At 68.5% G+C, this 15127-nt stretch carries 18 protein-coding genes; 11 read left to right on the forward strand and 7 right to left on the reverse strand.

Going from position 1 to position 15127, the window contains the following annotated elements; translation table 11 throughout:
- Window positions 1–381 precede the first annotated feature (381 nt).
- The gene (locus BLR21_RS29420; protein WP_090011031.1) at window positions 382–1014 is read right to left on the reverse strand and encodes an O-methyltransferase; all 633 of its coding nucleotides are present in this window, start codon (window positions 1012–1014) and stop codon (window positions 382–384) included.
- A gap of 219 nt (window positions 1015–1233) precedes the next feature.
- Between BLR21_RS29420 and sigE the strand changes: the two genes are divergently transcribed.
- From sigE to tatB, 4 genes are all read left to right on the forward strand, one after another.
- Window positions 1234–1815: an RNA polymerase sigma factor SigE gene (gene sigE, locus BLR21_RS29425; protein WP_169746025.1), complete on the forward strand. Its 582-nt coding sequence runs from the start codon at window positions 1234–1236 to the stop codon at window positions 1813–1815.
- Window positions 1812–2339, forward strand: a complete 528-nt coding sequence (locus BLR21_RS29430) for an anti-sigma factor (protein WP_256335013.1) — start codon at window positions 1812–1814, stop codon at window positions 2337–2339. The genes sigE and BLR21_RS29430 overlap by 4 nt, the downstream gene beginning before the upstream one ends.
- A 65-nt stretch (window positions 2340–2404) precedes the next feature.
- Entirely contained in the window at window positions 2405–3925 is a 1521-nt protein-coding gene (locus BLR21_RS29435; RefSeq protein ID WP_090011033.1) for a trypsin-like peptidase domain-containing protein, read from the forward strand.
- Between the two features lie 17 nt (window positions 3926–3942).
- Complete coding sequence (tatB, locus tag BLR21_RS29440) at window positions 3943–4320, forward strand: Sec-independent protein translocase protein TatB (protein WP_030480878.1); 378 nt, start codon at window positions 3943–3945, stop codon at window positions 4318–4320.
- Between the two features lie 728 nt (window positions 4321–5048).
- On the opposite strand, the gene BLR21_RS29445 is transcribed toward tatB, so the two are convergent.
- The gene (locus BLR21_RS29445) at window positions 5049–6194 is read right to left on the reverse strand and encodes an Mrp/NBP35 family ATP-binding protein (protein WP_090011035.1); all 1146 of its coding nucleotides are present in this window, start codon (window positions 6192–6194) and stop codon (window positions 5049–5051) included.
- Window positions 6195–6297: 103 nt separating this feature from the next.
- On the opposite strand from BLR21_RS29445, the gene BLR21_RS29450 reads away from it, so the two are divergent.
- Together BLR21_RS29450 and BLR21_RS29455 are read left to right on the forward strand one after the other, a co-directional pair.
- Window positions 6298–6765: a MarR family winged helix-turn-helix transcriptional regulator gene (locus tag BLR21_RS29450; RefSeq protein WP_030480881.1), complete on the forward strand. Its 468-nt coding sequence runs from the start codon at window positions 6298–6300 to the stop codon at window positions 6763–6765.
- A 4-nt stretch (window positions 6766–6769) separates the two neighbouring features.
- Window positions 6770–7168, forward strand: a complete 399-nt coding sequence (locus BLR21_RS29455; protein ID WP_090011039.1) for an NUDIX hydrolase — start codon at window positions 6770–6772, stop codon at window positions 7166–7168.
- 6 nt (window positions 7169–7174) lie between these two features.
- Here the strand turns inward: BLR21_RS29455 and BLR21_RS29460 are convergent, their stop codons facing one another.
- The 4 genes from BLR21_RS29460 to BLR21_RS29475 are packed head-to-tail and all read right to left on the reverse strand — an operon-like array spanning window position 7175 to window position 10089.
- Window positions 7175–7660, reverse strand: coding sequence for a DUF1003 domain-containing protein (locus BLR21_RS29460; protein WP_090011041.1), 486 nt, complete (start codon window positions 7658–7660; stop codon window positions 7175–7177).
- A complete protein-coding gene (locus tag BLR21_RS29465; RefSeq protein ID WP_090011043.1) occupies window positions 7653–8906 on the reverse strand; it encodes a magnesium transporter MgtE N-terminal domain-containing protein in 1254 nt (417 codons plus the stop codon). The genes BLR21_RS29460 and BLR21_RS29465 overlap by 8 nt, the downstream gene beginning before the upstream one ends.
- A 14-nt stretch (window positions 8907–8920) precedes the next feature.
- Entirely contained in the window at window positions 8921–9754 is an 834-nt protein-coding gene (locus tag BLR21_RS29470; RefSeq protein WP_090011045.1) for an aminoglycoside phosphotransferase family protein, read from the reverse strand.
- Complete coding sequence (locus tag BLR21_RS29475) at window positions 9751–10089, reverse strand: hypothetical protein (RefSeq protein ID WP_256335014.1); 339 nt, start codon at window positions 10087–10089, stop codon at window positions 9751–9753. Before BLR21_RS29475 ends, BLR21_RS29470 begins: the two co-directional genes overlap by 4 nt.
- Before the next feature lie 242 nt (window positions 10090–10331).
- On the opposite strand from BLR21_RS29475, the gene BLR21_RS29480 reads away from it, so the two are divergent.
- Window positions 10332–11291 carry an HpcH/HpaI aldolase/citrate lyase family protein gene (locus BLR21_RS29480; protein WP_030480887.1) on the forward strand — a complete coding sequence of 320 codons (960 nt, stop codon included), beginning with the start codon at window positions 10332–10334 and terminating at the stop codon, window positions 11289–11291.
- Between the two features lie 146 nt (window positions 11292–11437).
- The gene (locus BLR21_RS42795; RefSeq protein ID WP_176929851.1) at window positions 11438–11614 is read left to right on the forward strand and encodes a hypothetical protein; all 177 of its coding nucleotides are present in this window, start codon (window positions 11438–11440) and stop codon (window positions 11612–11614) included.
- Window positions 11615–11622: 8 nt separating this feature from the next.
- On the opposite strand, the gene BLR21_RS29485 is transcribed toward BLR21_RS42795, so the two are convergent.
- Complete coding sequence (locus tag BLR21_RS29485) at window positions 11623–12012, reverse strand: DUF4190 domain-containing protein (protein WP_090011047.1); 390 nt, start codon at window positions 12010–12012, stop codon at window positions 11623–11625.
- Between the two features lie 202 nt (window positions 12013–12214).
- Here BLR21_RS29485 and BLR21_RS29490 point away from each other — a divergent pair, with 202 nt between their 5' ends.
- The 3 genes from BLR21_RS29490 (at window position 12215) to BLR21_RS29500 (ending at window position 14953) form a co-directional block, all read left to right on the forward strand.
- Window positions 12215–13411: an acyl-CoA dehydrogenase family protein gene (locus BLR21_RS29490; protein WP_090011049.1), complete on the forward strand. Its 1197-nt coding sequence runs from the start codon at window positions 12215–12217 to the stop codon at window positions 13409–13411.
- Between the two features lie 80 nt (window positions 13412–13491).
- The gene (locus BLR21_RS29495; RefSeq protein ID WP_143027911.1) at window positions 13492–14313 is read left to right on the forward strand and encodes a DUF3396 domain-containing protein; all 822 of its coding nucleotides are present in this window, start codon (window positions 13492–13494) and stop codon (window positions 14311–14313) included.
- Between the two features lie 43 nt (window positions 14314–14356).
- Entirely contained in the window at window positions 14357–14953 is a 597-nt protein-coding gene (locus tag BLR21_RS29500; protein ID WP_143027912.1) for a hypothetical protein, read from the forward strand.
- Window positions 14954–15127 lie beyond the last annotated feature (174 nt).

Below are 15127 nucleotides of genomic sequence, written 5' to 3' on the forward strand. Positions count from 1 at the left end.
AGAACAGAGATGGGTCCTGTGGCGACAGGCTCCTATCAGGTCACTTCCGCCCGCCTGGTGACGTGCACGCGAGACCGCCCAGGCCGGACGACAGATCCATCAAAGGACACCGCGGTCAGTTGCGTTGAGGGTCAGACCGGCCCAGGCGATCCCGCCACCACATCATCTCTGTTGCGTTGGCGGTGGGGTCCCATCACGAGCCGAGCCAAGAGCGGGCCACATGCAGGTAGGGGTGTCAACTCGACGAAAAGCGTGTCGAGTTGACACCCCTACCTGCATGCAGCAAGAGCTATGGCGCGACTCGTGATGGGACCCCACCGCCTGGCCCGCTTGGTAAGGACGGCTCGGGCCTGCGGCCCTCGATCTAGGGCTCCTGCTTGCTCAGGGTCTGCGGGCTGCTACCAGTAGGCCGTCGCCCAGCGGGAGGATGACCGGTACTAGGCGGTCGTCCTCCTTCACCAGGCGTGCGATGTCTCGCATTGCTTGGGTCGACTCGTCCTGCTTCGTGTGGTCCACGACTGCGCCGTGCCAGAGGACGTTGTCGAACGCGATCACGCCGCCTGGGCGCAGCATGCGCACGCCGTGTTGCAGGTACTGCGGGTACTCGGGCTTGTAGGCGTCCACGAAGACGAGGTCGTATGCCGCGTCGGTCAGGCGGGGGAGGACTTCGAGGGCCTTGCCCATGATCAGGCGGGTTCTGGACGGGGAGATGCCTGCTGACGCGTAGGCCTCGCGGGCTGCTCGTTGGTGTTCTGAGGCCACGTCTATCGAGGTCAGGATGCCGGATTGGGGCATGCCCGCCAGGAGGTAGAGGCCGCTGGTGCCCGCTCCGGTGCCGATTTCTACTACCGCGCGGGCCTGGAGTGCGGTTGCGAGGAACCGCAGGGCGGCGCCTCCGCCCGCGCCGATGGGCACGCAGCCCAGTTCCTGGCCGCGTGCTCGTGCTGCCAGGTGCACGTCGTCCTCGGGGAGGTACTGCTCGACGTACTCCCGCAGCGCCGATTCCGTGGTCACGGTCTAGCAGGTTAGTGCCATGCGTGCCCAAAACGGGTGAACGTGGCCCGAACCGAAATTCTCAGGGTGCTCTCAGCCCACTCTCACGATCGTTTAAAGGGAGCAGGAGAAGGTACAGAGGCAGGAAGCCAGGCTCTAGTCGGGAACAAGCCGGACCCGTCGCCCGTTGAGCCGCATAAGGGTCGCCGGGCGGCCCACATGGAGGTGCCGAAACACCTGATGCGCACGCAGTCGAGTTCGCCGGAGGCCGTCGCGCCCATCGAGACGGCCGACTGGACGCCGCCCTCGTGGGACGCAATCGTCCGTGAGCACGCGGACAGGGTCTACCGGCTCGCGTACCGCCTGACCGGCAACCAGCACGACGCCGAGGACCTGACGCAGGAGACGTTCATCCGCGTCTTCCGCTCCCTCGCGTCGTACAAGCCGGGCACCTTCGAGGGGTGGCTGCACCGCATCACCACCAACCTCTTCCTCGACATGGCTCGCCGACGTAGTCGCGTGCGCATGGAGGCGCTGCCCGAGGACAACGACCGCCTCGAGGGTGACGACCTGTCCCCTGAGGAAATCTACGACGAGAACCACCTCGACCCCGACCTGCAGGCCGCGCTGGACGAGCTTCCGCCGGAGTTCCGTGCCGCTGTCGTGCTCTGTGACGTGGAGGGCCTCTCCTACGAGGAGATCGGCGCCACTCTCGGGGTGAAGATGGGTACGGTGAGGAGCAGGATCCACCGGGGCCGCCAGGCTCTGCGGGTCGCGCTCGAACGCCGTCGTCAAGAATCGTTGCTGGAGGACTCTGCATGACCGACCTCCGAGGTTGGGGCCTGCCTGAGCAGCATCTCTTGCCGGATGCCGTGGTCGCGTTCGTGGACGGGGAACTGTCCTCGACCGCGCACGAGCGCGCGTCCGCGCATGTTCAGCGTTGTGGCTTCTGCGCATTCGAGACCTTCACGCAGCAGCAGGCGCGCGCAGCCGTGCGCACCGCTTCGGCGCCCACGGCGTCGGCGTCGCTGCTGGACAGGCTCGGTGCGATCCCTCAGGAGGTCGAACTGCCGTCTGCTCCGGACGGGCTCGCGATCACCGAGGACGGTCAGTTCGTCGCTGTGCAGCGCACGGACAGGCCCGCGTTCGGTACGGGGCCCGTGCTGGGTTCGTCCAGACCGCTGGGCAGCAACGGCTGGTTCAGCGGCCGTCGTGCCCGCCAGGGTGCCGGGGTCGTCGTCAGCGGCATGTTGCTGAGCGCGCTCGCGTTCACCACGCCGGAGAGCGACGCGCCCGCTCCCGCGGTGCCGGAGAACGCCGGCGCGGTCTTCGCGACCACCCCCTGACAGTCATTTCACTGTTCGTCAGGCACGCTGTAGTTCAGCACTCCTAGCGGAAAACTCGGGGAGAGATGAGCCAGCAGTCGCCCAACGGCCAGACGTCCACACCCGTTTCCGGAGTGGACGACGGAGCGCATCGCAGGCTCCGGCCACGGCCCCTGGTGCAGCCGCCGGTCGACCCCGCGTACGCCACCGCCTTCGGCCGCCCGGACGGTGTTCCCGGGGCGTTCGCCTCGCGCGACGTGCCCGTGTCCCAGCTCCAGTCCGCGCCACCACCTCCCGAGTCCCTCGTGACGGCGTTCGGCCGTCAGGGTTCGCAGGAGCTGTTGCAACGGCCGCCGCAGCCCACGTCCGATCCGGATCCGGACATCGACCCGGTGTTCTGGGGCGACAAGCCCGCCGGTGACCCGTGGCGCGACCCGGCCTCCGGTGCCGTGATCGGCCCGCCCGCCGTCGGTGAGGAACCGCCGGGCGAACCCGAGCGCAAGCCGGGGCCCGGCCCCCAGCTGAGCGTTCCCGAACTTCTCTTCGGCCGCCGGGTGAAGCCGACGGCCCTGGCGATGCTCTTGACGGTCGCGCTCGTCCTCGGTGCCGTCGGTGGCCTCGTCGGCTGGCTGATCGGCCGGGCGGGCAACCCCCTGACCGACTCGACGGTCACGCTGGCCGAGGTGTCGCAGGGCAAGGAACGCCCGGCCGGCTCGATCTCGGACATCGCCAAGCGCGTGACGCCCAGCGTCGTCTCGATCGAGTTCAAGGGCGCGAACGTCGCGGGTGTCGGTTCCGGCGTCGTCATCGACGCCGGCGGCTACATCCTGACCAACGACCACGTCGTCGCCCCGGCCGCCCAGGACTCCTCGGCCAAGCTCAGCGCCGTCTTCACCGACGGCACCCGCGCCCAGGCCCGCGTGGTCGGCCGCGACCCGAAGACCGACCTCGCCGTCATCAAGGTCGAGGTCACCAACCCCACCGTCCTGCAGTTCGGCAACTCCGACGAACTCCAGGTGGGCGACAGCGTCATCGCCATCGGCTCGCCGCTGCAGCTGTCCAACACCGTCACCGAGGGCATCGTCTCCGCACTGCACCGCCCGGTCACGGCGGCGGGCGAGAACGGCGGCCCCCAGGTCACCTACGACGCGATCCAGACCGACGCCGCCATCAACCCGGGCAACTCGGGCGGCGCGCTGGTCGACTCCCGCGGCGCCCTGATCGGCATCAACTCGTCGATCCGCACCGAGACCGGCGGCTCCGTAGGCCTCGGCTTCGCGATCTCCGGCAACCGGGCCCGCAAGATCAGCCAGGAGCTGATCCGCAGCGGCCAGGTCAAGCACGCGGACATGAACATCAACGTGAAGTCCGTGTCCGCCGAGACCTCCGAAGGCGCCCAGGTGCAGAACGTCCCCGCAGGAGGTGCCGCGGCAGCCGCCGGAATCCAGGAGGGCGACGTCATCACCAAGGTCGGCAACCGCATGGTCCGCAACGCGGCCGAACTGGTCGTAGCGGTCCGCGAGCACGAAATCGGCGAAACCGTGCAGGTGGTCCTGGCACGCCAGGGCCGTGAGCTCAAACTAGACGTGACACTCAAGTCCGACTGACAAGTAGGCTGGGACCCGTGTTCGACAGCATCGGATGGCTAGAGATCCTCATCATCGTCATCGCGGGTCTCTTCATCCTGGGCCCCGAACGCCTGCCATCGGCCGCGGCCTGGCTGGGCAAGACGGTGAGGCAGGTCCGCGAGTACGCGACCGGCGCACGAGAACAGCTCAAGCAGGAGATGGGCCCGGAGTTCGAGTCACTCCGCAAGCCCCTCGAAGACCTGCGCGAACTACGCAACTTCGACCCGAAGCGCGCGGTCACGAAGCACTTCTTCGAGGACCCCGAGCCCACCACGAAGTCGAACGGCTACCCGACGCCGTCGACCCCGCCCGCAGCCGAACAGCGCCCGCTCGCACCGGGCGAGCGCCCGCCGTACGACCCGGACGCCACCTGAGCGCAGCGGCAAGCCACGACCCATCCCGCGCGAAGAGCGAAGACGAAGGCCGCGCGGGTGATGGCATAAGCCAGCAGCCAGCAGCCAGCAGCGGCGAGGTGCCAAGCCACGGTCCTGCTGCGCAATGCAACGGCGGAGCCGAGGCGTCCCTCCGCACGCGAAGGGCAACGGCGAAGCCAAGCCGCCCTGCCGCCCACGGCGATGGCGAAGCCGAGGCGTGTGAACCTCTTCGCTCTGGTGAAGCGGTGATGGCGCAACCAACCCCGGCGATTGGGGCTTGACCTTGAGTGGGCGGGATGCTCCCCTCATGGGCACGGCCGGGCGCTTTTCAGCCCGGCCTTTTCCGGCCGTCAAGCATCCCGCCAGAGGCTCAAGGTCAAGCCCCAATCGCTATCGACGCGCAGCGGCGATGACCGGCACCGACCCGGTACTGCCCGCCCAGCCACCCACGCAAGGCGACCGCCCGCACGGCAGGCGACCACCCCGCTGGAACGCGACACGCCCACGCAAGCCGACCCGCACGGCCCCAACCCGCCCGCCCACGCAGGGCGACCGCCCGCACGGCAGGTGACCACCCCGCTGGAACGCGACAAGCCCACGCAAGCCGACCCGCGCGCGGTGCCAACCCACCCGCCCACGCAAGCCGACCGCCCGCACGGCAGCCGACCACCCCGCTGGAACGCGACAAGCCAACGCAAGCCGACCCGCACGCCGTCAAGCGCCAGCCGTCACCGACCAGCAGGCGAAACGTTCAACAACCGCCCAGCCAGCCCACGCGACCGCACCGAGAGCTTCGTCGCCACCTCAGCCAGCACCTGAGCGGCCGCCGAGTCCGGCACCGCATGCACGATCGGCGTCCCGGAGTCACCGTTCTCCCGCAACCGCGGATCCAACGGCACCTGTCCGAGCAGCGGCACGTCGGACCCGATGGCCTTGGTCAGCGACTCGGCGACGGCCGCGCCGCCACCGGTCCCGAAGACCTCCATGCGCGAACCGTCGGGCATCTCCAGCCACGACATGTTCTCGATGACCCCGGCCACCCGCTGACGGGTCTGCAGCGCGATCGACCCGGCGCGCTCGGCCACCTCGGCGGCGGCCTGCTGCGGCGTGGTCACGACGAGGATCTCGGCGTTCGGCACGAGCTGCGCCACGGAGATCGCGATGTCACCGGTGCCGGGCGGCAGGTCGATCAGGAGCACGTCCAGGTCGCCCCAGAACACGTCCGCCAGGAACTGCTGCAACGCGCGGTGCAGCATCGGGCCGCGCCACACGACCGGGGTGTTGCCCGGCGTGAACATGCCGATCGAGATGACCTTCACGCCGTGCGACTGCGGCGGCATGATCATCTTCTCGACCTGGGTGGGGCGGCCTTCCACGCCGAGCATGCGCGGGATCGAGTGGCCGTAGATGTCCGCGTCGACGATGCCGACCGACAGGCCGCGCGCGGCCATCGACACGGCGAGGTTCACGGTCACGGACGACTTGCCGACGCCGCCCTTGCCGGACGCGACGCAGTACACGCGCGTCAGCGAGCCCGGCTGGGCGAACGGGATGACCGGCTCTTCGGCGCCGCCGCGCAGCGTCTTGCGGAGCTCGGTGCGCTGGGCGTCGCTCATCACGTCCAGGTCGACGCGCACGGACGAGACACCGTCCAGTGCCGTGACGGCCGCGGTGACGTCCTTGGTGATCTTGTCGCGCATCGGGCAGCCCGCGACCGTCAGGAAGATGCCGACCACGACGACGCCGTCCGCGCCGACCTCGACGTCCTTGACCATGCCGATCTCCGTGATCGGGCGGCGGATCTCGGGGTCCTGCACACCGGCGAGCGCCTTGCGGACGTCCTCGATGGTGGGGAGGGGCTGTGTGGTGGTCACCGATCCATGCTACGTCCGGTTCGAGCCCGTCCTACCGGCCGGTCACTTTCCAGTACAGGGTCAGGTCGTAGTGGAGAGGGCGCTGTCCGTAACATCGACGCCCGTGCCGGAATCGGGTAGTTCCCGGTTGCCCACCCGTGTCGAGCTCGGGGTGTGGCGATCGTTCCTCCGCGCGCATGCACGGATCACGAGGGTCCTCGAGGCCGAACTGATTGCTGAGCAGCGCCTATCGCTCGCGGCGTACGACGTGCTGGTTCAACTGGCCGAGACGCCTTCCATGCGCATGCGCATGACTGAACTGGCCGATGCCGTCCTGCTGTCCCGGTCTGGCGTGACCCGACTGGTGGACCGTTTGGAACGTGCTGGGCTCGTCGGGCGGGAACGCGCCGACGGTGACGGACGCGGCATCGTGGCCGTGCTCACACCGCTGGGCGCCGAACGCCTCCGCAGCGCCTCCACCACCCACCTGGCCGGCGTCGCCGAGCACTTCGGGGAGAGCTTCGGCCCCGGTGAGCTCGATGCGTTCGGCCGCACGTGCGACCGCCTCGCCGCGGACGACGTGTTCCCGTGATCGCATGATCACGGTGGTGGGACTCGTGCACGTCGAGGCTGGTCGCCTCCTCGTTGTGCGCTCACGCAACAAGAAGGCCTTCTACCTGCCCGGCGGCAAGATCGAGCCTGGTGAGACCCCGCAGGACGCCCTGCGGCGGGAGGTCGCGGAGGAGCTCGGGATCGAGGTCTCGCAGCCCGAGGTGCTCAAGCGGTACATCGCCCCGGCCTACGGCGAGGGCGAAGGCGCGATGGTCGACATGACCTGCTTCACGGCCAACCTGACAGGCACGCCGCGGCCGACGAGCGAGATCGCCGAACTCACCTACGTGACCCGCGACGAGTACCGCGAGCACGCCGAAACCGCTCCCGCGATCCACGAGGTCCTGGCGGACCTGGCCGCGAGTGGACAGATCAGCGGGTGACCTGGGTCACTGCCGGACCTTCTTCAGGTTGTTCTGCTCCTTCACCAGCTTCTCCAGCTCACCGCGGATGAAGTCACGCGTCGCCACCTCGCCGAGCGCCAGCCGCACCGCCGCCAGTTCGCGCGCCAGGTACTCGGTGTCCGCCTTCGTCTGCGCGGCCCGCGTCCGGTCCTCCTCCAGCGACACCCGGTCCCGGTCGTCCTGCCGGTTCTGCGCGAGCAGGATCAGCGGCGCGGCGTAGGCGGCCTGCGTCGAGAACGCCAGGTTCAGCAGGATGAACGGGTACGGGTCCCACCGCAGGGACACGGCGACGAGGTTGAGCGTGATCCACGCGATCACGAGGAGCGTCTGCCAGAACAGGAACTTGCCGGTGCCGAGGAAACGCGCGAGCCGTTCGGAGAACTGGCCGAAGGTGTCCGGGTCGATCGAGAACCGGAAGCCGCGCGGCCCGCGCGGCTGGTCGAGTCTGCGCCGGGGCAGCAGTTCAGGCATGGCTCAGTCCCGTCTCGCGCCAGTTGTCCGGCAGCAGGTGGTCCAGCACGTCGTCCACGGTGACGGCGCCGAGCAGGTGCTCGGCCTCGTCCAGCACCGGGGCGCACACCAGGTTGTAGGTCGCGAAGTAGCGCGTCACGTCGCTGAGCGAGGCGTTCGGCGACAGGTAGGTCAGGTCCGTGTCGAGCACGCCGGCGACGAGGTCGAACGGTGGTTCGCGCAGCAGCCGCTGGATGTGCACACAGCCGAGGTAGCGGCCGGTCGGTGTCGCGGAGGGCGAGCGGCAGACGAAGACCATCGACGCCAGCGCGGGCGTGAGGTCGGGATTTCGCACTCGTGCCAACGCTTCCGCGATCGTCGCGTCCGGCGTGAGGATGATCGGCTCCGGTGTCATCAGGCCACCGGCCGTGTCGAACGAGTACTCCAGCAGCCGCCGGACCGGTTCGGACTCCTCGGGTTCCATCAGTTCCAGCAGGCGGTCCTTGGTGCCCTCGGACAGCTCGCTCAGCAGGTCCGCCGCGTCGTCCGGGTTCATCGCCTCCAGGATGTCCGCGGCGCGTTCCTCGTCCAGGTGCGACAGGATGCCCTTCTGGTCCTCTTCGGACAGTTCCTCGATGACGTCCGCGAGGCGTTCGTCGTCGAGCGCGTCCGCGACCTCGTGGCGGCGCTTCGACGGTAGTTCGTGCAGCGCGTGAGCCACGTCGGCCGCGCGCATGCCCTCGAAGACCGCGACGAGTTGCTGCGCGCCCTGCGGCTGGCCCGCGATCTCGTTCACGCTCAGGCCGGTGACGTCCTCCCACCGCCACACCTGCACGGGACCCTTGAGGCTGAACCGGCCGGTGCGCTCCCGGCCGGCGACACGGACCATGCGCCAGTCGCGGGTGCGGGTCAGCTCCATCGCGGCGTCCACGACGACCGCCGTGGCACCGTCGTCGACCGTGATCCTGGCGTCGAGCAGCTCCCCGATCACCAGCACCTCGTTGACGCGCTGGTGGAACGGCCGCAGGTTCACCGACCCGGTCGCGAGCGTCACGGCGTTCGGCTCGATCGAGGTGACGCGCAGCATCGGCACGAAGATCCGCCGGCGCGTCACCAGCTCCACGACCATGCCGAGCACGCGCGGCGGCTGCCGGTCGATGCGGAGGCTGATCACGACGTCACGGGCCTTGCCGACGGGTTCGCCGTCGGGGCCGAAGACGGGAAGTCCGGCCAGCTGAGCGATGTAGATCCGATTCACAGCCACCACAACACCAGGCTAGATCAGGTCCGGGCCGCCCACCGCGCGATGTCGGCGCAGATCACCGCCATGTCCGCCATGTCCTCTTCCAGACACCAGATCCAGTTGGTGACGGCCCGGTGCAGCGTCCAGTCGCGTGCCTTCGCCACGTCCAGCTCACCCGCGTCGCACACCGCCAGGAACCGGTCGGTGAGGCCCCTGGGCCCGTCCAGCTCGTCGAACCTGTTCCACAGCAACGGAATAACGCAGTACTCGGGATCACCCGACAACGGCTTCGGGTCGATCACCAGCCACGGCTCGCGGTCGCCGCGCAGCACGTTCTCGTAGTGCAGGTCCTCGTTGACGAGCGTCGTGCCCATCGGCCTGGTGCCGGCCTCGCGAGCCGCGCCGAGCAGGTCGCGCGGGATCGCCGGGTGATCCTCCAACTCGCTGGAGAACCGGCGGATCTCGCCCGGTGCCTGGATTCCACGATGGCGGCGCAGCAGGCCGCCGATCACGCCGATGGCCAGGTCGACCGGTTCGTCGTCGAGCGAGTGCCGGTCCAGGCGTTCCAGCAGCAACGCGCCGAGCTCTGCGTCGTGGTCGAGCAGCCGCACCGCGCCGTTGCCGTCGTAGAGCCTGAGCGCCAGCGGTTCGTGCTGGGTCTCGTCGTCCGTCCAGCTCAGTTTCAGCACCGCGGGGTGCCCGTCGGCCTGGCGCACCGGCAGCACGACCGCGCAGAACCCGTTCATCAGCGCGCCGTCCGGGGTGAGCCGCCAGCGCGCGCACGCCTTGGTGGCGAGCTTCGGCAGGTTCGCGACCCATTCCGGTGCGCCGTCGCCGAGACCCTCGCCGAAACCTTCAGGCACGGTGATCATGAGCTGAACTCCAGCCGGTACACGGCGTCCCACGACGGCTTGGTGTTGAGCCGGGCGGTGCGCAGGGCCTGCGTCGTCTCGTCGTCGGGCTCGGTCAGGTGCGCGACGGCCTGGGCGTCGACCAGGTGCGAATGCGTGGTGGGGGACCGGACGGTGACGGTGACCTGCGCTCCGTCAGCCAGTCCCGGCACCGTCGGTTCGGTACCGCCGGAGATGACCCACAGCGAGTCGGCGCGCCAATGCGCGTGCACGAGGCGCGGTTCGTGGCCGGGCGAGGTGATCCAGACGGCGGCGGCCTTCCGCAGCGCGGCGTCAAGTACTCGAGTGATCTCCACCGGTTCAGCCTGCCAGTGTTGGATGGCCGCTGCTCCGCAGACGGCGGCGAGTTCGCCGGGAAGTCGGTCGTCCGGCCGAATCGCTCACGGCGGATTGGGCTTCGCCGAATCCGCCGTGAGCGGTTGACCGGACGACCGACGCGAACTCGCTTTGTGAAACGGGACTCAGCGAATATGCGCCCGGAGATGATGCGTGCCACTGTGGCGCTCATAGTTACCGGCCGGTACAAGGAGGTACTCCAGTGGTCGACCAGCAGCGTCCCCGTCGCTCGTGTCTGGCGGTCCCCGGCTCGAGCCAGAAGATGATCGACAAGGCGCGCACGCTGCCGGCGGACCAGGTGTTCCTGGACCTGGAAGACGCCTGCGCGCCGCTGGCCAAGCCCGATGCCCGCAAGACCATCGTCGCGTCGCTCAACGAGGGCGGCTGGGGCGACAAGGCCCGCGTCGTCCGCGTCAACGACTGGACGACGGAGTGGACCTACCGCGACGTCACCGAGGTCGTCGAGGGCGCCGGCGCGAACCTCGACTGCATCATGCTGCCGAAGGTCCAGACGCCGGAGCAGGTCGTGGCGCTCGACTTCCTGATCACCCAGATCGAGAAGACCATGGGCTACGAGGTCGGCAAGATCGGCATCGAGGCGCAGATCGAGAACGCCCTGGGTCTGAACAACGTCAACGCGATCGCCACCGCGTCCCCGCGCGTCGAGACGATCATCTTCGGCCCGGCGGACTTCATGGCGTCGATCAACATGAAGTCGCTGGTCGTCGGCGAGCAGCCGCCCGGCTACGACGTCGGTGACGCCTACCACTACATCCTGATGCGGATCCTGATGGCCGCGCGGGCCCACGACAAGCAGGCCATCGACGGCCCCTACCTGCAGATTCGCGACGTCGACGGGTACAAGCGCGTCGCCGGTCGCTCGGCGGCGCTGGGCTTCGACGGCAAGTGGGTGCTGCACCCCGGCCAGATCGACGCGGCCAACGAGGTCTTCAGCCCGAAGCAGGACGACTACGACCACGCCGAGAACATCCTCGACGCGTACGAGTTCTACACGTCCGAGGCGGGCGGCAGGCGGGGCGCGGTGATGCTCGGCGACGAGATGATCGACGAGGCGTCGCGCAAGATGGCGCTGGTGATCTCCGGCAAGGGCCGTGCGGCGGGCATGTCCCGCGCGAACGTGTGGACGCCGCCGGAGGCCTGATTCCGTTACGGATTGTGCGCTACTTCACCCTGAATGTCACTGGACGTGTTCGACCGTCACAGGTTGCGTTCGAAATGGGTGAAGTGGCGCACAATCCGTCACCGGAGTTTGCGATCTGCCCCCGGCGTGGGGGCATGCTCTGGGGCATGTCACGTTCGAGTAACGGCAAGACGAGCAGACGGTTGCGGCTCTTCAAACGTCGCGAGGACGACCTGCTCGAGCGCAGCTTCCGCAGCTGCCCGGGCTGCGCTACCGACGTCCACGTGTTCGCCGACGTCTGCCGCCACTGCGGTGGCGCCCTGGAGATCGCCCTCGCGGGCTGAGCTCTCCGCTAGTAGGTGTTGCTGTTCGCGGCCGCGATGATCGCGATGATGATGAACGCGAAGTAGAGCAGCCATCCACCGATGACGAAGTAGCCGACGATCAGGCCGGCCATGGCCATGCCGTGCCCTTCCTCCTCGCCGCGCTTGATCTTCCCCATCGCGATGTGGCCGAAGATGACGCCGACGATCGCCGTGACGCCGCACGTCACGAAACCCACGCAGGACAGGACCAGCGAGAGAATCGCGTTCTGCTGCGGCTTCGGCATGGGCGGCGGGTAGCCGTAGCCGTAGGGCGGCTGCTGGCCGTACGGGCCGGGCTGACCGGGCTGGCCGTAAGGCGGCTGCTGCTGGCCGTACGGATCTCCCGGCTGCTTCGGGTTGTACGGGTCGTAGGTCATCGTGGGTCCCCCTAGAAGTGGTGAGGCGGGATCTTATGGTCCTGCCCCTCAGTTCGTCGCGTGCGGGTGCGCGAATACACCTGCCAGGGATGCTGTTTCGGTACAGCGGGCGCTCGGGTTGTTGCGGAGAGCACACCCCGGTCGCAAACGGGCGTTAACCGGTCCATACTCGCCGGTAACCAAGCCTTGGAAGGGAAGTGCGATGGCGCGCCTCGCCCAGACCGCGGGTCTCACGGACATCCAGGAAGAAATCCTCGCGACCGTCCGCACGTTCGTGGACAAGGAGATCATCCCGCACGCCCAGACGCTGGAGCACGGCGACACGTACCCCGCCGACATCGTCGAGGGCATGAAGGAGATGGGCCTCTTCGGCCTGACGATCCCCGAGGAGTACGGCGGCCTGGGCGAGTCCCTGCTGACCTACGCGCTGGTGGTCGAGCAGATCGCGCGCGGCTGGATGAGCGTCTCCGGTGTCATCAACACCCACTTCATCGTGGCGCACATGCTCAAGCAGCACGGGACGCCCGAGCAGAAGCAGAAGTACCTGCCGCGGATGGCCGCGGGCGAGGTGCGCGGGTCGTTCTCCATGTCCGAGCCCGAACTCGGCTCCGACGTCGCCGCGATCCGCACCCGCGCGGTGAAGGGCGAGTCGGGTTACACCATCAACGGCCAGAAGATGTGGCTGACGAACGGCGGCACGTCGAACCTCACCGCCGTGCTGGTGAAGACCGACGAGGGCGCCGAGAAGCCGCACCAGAACCTCACGGCGTTCCTGGTCGAGAAGCCCGAGGGCTACGGCGAGGTCCTGCCGGGCCTCACGATCCCCGGCAAGATCGACAAGATGGGCTACAAGGGCGTCGACACCACCGAGATGGTGTTCGACGGCTTCGAGATCGCCGCGGACCAGGTGCTGGGCGGCGTCACCGGCCAGGGCTTCCGCCACATGATGGACGGCGTCGAGGTGGGCCGCGTGAACGTGGCTGCCCGCGCGTGCGGCATCTCGATCCGCGCCTTCGAGCTCGCGATCGAGTACTCCCAGCAGCGCAGGACGTTCGGCAAGGCCATCGTGGAGCACCAGGCCATCGCGTTCAAGCTCGCCGAGATGGCCACCAAGGTCGAGGCCGCGCACCTGATGATGGTCAACGCCGCGCGCCTCAAGGACTCGGGTCAGCGCAACGACGTCGAGGCCGGCATGGCGAAGCTCATCGCCTCCGAGTACTGCGCCGAGGTGACGCAGGAGTCGTTCCGCATCCACGGCGGCTACGGCTATTCCAAGGAGTACGAGATCGAGCGCCTGATGCGCGAGGCCCCGTTCCTGCTGATCGGCGAGGGCACGTCGGAGATCCAGAAGACGATCATCTCGCGCGGCCTGCTCCGCGACTACCAGTCGCGCGGCTAGACGTTCGCCCGTTAGGGGTCATTCTTTCACGAGACTGGCCCCTGACGGTTTTTGCCTGCGGGCCATAAGGTTCGCTCACTTTGAGCACAGATCTGACACTTCCCGGACCTGTGTCGCCGCCACACGTGGTCCGTCTGGAGCTGGACACGTTCTCCGGCGTCGACCGTCCCGCGCTGGCCAGGTGGTTCGGCGCCCTGTTCACCGACCTGCTCGCACCTCTGTGCCCGGCATCGGTCGAGGAGCTCGTGTCGGTGGCGCGCGACTACCACCCCTCCGACACAACGCCCTGGGGACCGCCGGGATATGCCCGGCTGCTGCTCTCTTCGGGTGACTTCACTCTTCCGTCGTGGTCGGCCGCCCTCGCCGACCTGCCGTCGTTCCTGCGCGTGCAACTGGTCCAGCTCGACTCCCAGGGCGTGCCCCTGGTCGATCACGGCTGGAGCGCGGAGATCCTGCTGAAGGACGACCCGGAGTTCCCGCACCAGGTCGTTGTCACGGCCTCGCGGTCGTTGTTCGGCGGCTGGATTTCCCATGCGGTGCAACAGGAGTGGCTGTCCGTCCTCCGGTCGGGTGCCTCGGTGGTGCGGGCCAGCGGCGGCTGGATCACGCTGGACCACGTCGGCGTGCGGACCGCCCACGAGGTCGCTGTCGGCGTCGGCCTGGACGAATCCCTTTTCATGGCAGCGGAAATGACGCGCGGCCCGCACTGGGCGACGTTGCTGGGTCCGCGTCAGGTCGCCGCTTTGGGTGGTGTGCAGGAGGTCTGCGCGACGGCGCCGTGTTTTTCCGTCGAGCACCTCGGCGGCGGCCGCATCCTTCTGCAGCTGACGGAACACCTCGACGAGGTGCCGCCGGACGTGGTGCGGAAGCTGGCCGAGTTCCTCGGACCGGTGCTGCACTGAACTCGACCGGCGAGATCCGCGCTCGTTTGGGACCCTGTGATCCGTGAGGCCTTCACCGAAAACCGACGTGCTCGTCGCCGTGGACACCGCGCTGCGCCCGACGGGCTTCGTCCGCCGCGGCCACGTCTGGCTTCAGGAACGCGGTGACGGCGTCTCCGGCTGGCTCGGCTTCGGCGTCGCGGGCGCGCTCGACCTGACCCCGCTGGTCGGCGTCTGCTTCCGCCGCTACGACGCGGTCTGCCGCACCCTTGGTGTCGGAATCCCGACCACGCCGGTGGTGTCGATGCCGCTCGGCCACCTGATGCCCGACAAGCCCGTCTGGAAGTGGACCTTCGAGCCCGGCGGTGACCACGCTCCCGTGGCGGCGTCGCTGGTGGCCGCGTTCCTCAAGCACGGCAAGCCGTACATCGACAAGTACGCGAAGTGGGACACGCTGGCCCGCGAACTCGTCGCGAAGCCGGAGTCGTTGCTCGACTTCGAGCGGGCGCGCAAGCTCGCGGTCATCCACGTGCTCGGCGGGAACCCCGGTGCGGCCCGTGAGGCGCTGAAGAAGGAGACGGAGCGGCTGGAGGACAGCCGGGACGTATATGCGCGGTCGCACCGCGCTCTCGTGCACCGGTTCGAACCCATGTTCGGCTAGGTTCCATCGAGGGTGAGCCTTATGTCTTGAATGTCCGAACCCACACTCCGATCACGCTAGCCCTTGGATCACCCATTCAGTCCATGCGGGACATCGTCCTGTTAGTCAGGATTGAGATGGGAGCCTGTTGAGCGCATGCGCCGGGGGCGCGTGCGTGGTTTCCCGCTGTACCGC

Source organism: Lentzea albidocapillata subsp. violacea (assembly GCF_900100275.1).
Classification (GTDB): Bacteria; Actinomycetota; Actinomycetes; order Mycobacteriales; family Pseudonocardiaceae; genus Lentzea; species Lentzea violacea.

Coding starts and splice junctions, on each gene's coding strand:
- sigE (WP_169746025.1), top strand. CDS start 1,234: ATGCGCACGCAGTCGAGTTCGCCGGAGGCCGTCGCGCCCATCGAGACG.
- BLR21_RS29430 (WP_256335013.1), top strand. CDS start 1,812: ATGACCGACCTCCGAGGTTGGGGCCTGCCTGAGCAGCATCTCTTGCCG.
- BLR21_RS29435 (WP_090011033.1), top strand. CDS start 2,405: ATGAGCCAGCAGTCGCCCAACGGCCAGACGTCCACACCCGTTTCCGGA.
- BLR21_RS29455 (WP_090011039.1), top strand. CDS start 6,770: ATGATCACGGTGGTGGGACTCGTGCACGTCGAGGCTGGTCGCCTCCTC.
- BLR21_RS29460 (WP_090011041.1), bottom strand. CDS start 7,660: ATGCCTGAACTGCTGCCCCGGCGCAGACTCGACCAGCCGCGCGGGCCG.
- BLR21_RS29470 (WP_090011045.1), bottom strand. CDS start 9,754: ATGATCACCGTGCCTGAAGGTTTCGGCGAGGGTCTCGGCGACGGCGCA.
- BLR21_RS42795 (WP_176929851.1), top strand. CDS start 11,438: ATGTCACGTTCGAGTAACGGCAAGACGAGCAGACGGTTGCGGCTCTTC.
- BLR21_RS29485 (WP_090011047.1), bottom strand. CDS start 12,012: ATGACCTACGACCCGTACAACCCGAAGCAGCCGGGAGATCCGTACGGC.
- BLR21_RS29490 (WP_090011049.1), top strand. CDS start 12,215: ATGGCGCGCCTCGCCCAGACCGCGGGTCTCACGGACATCCAGGAAGAA.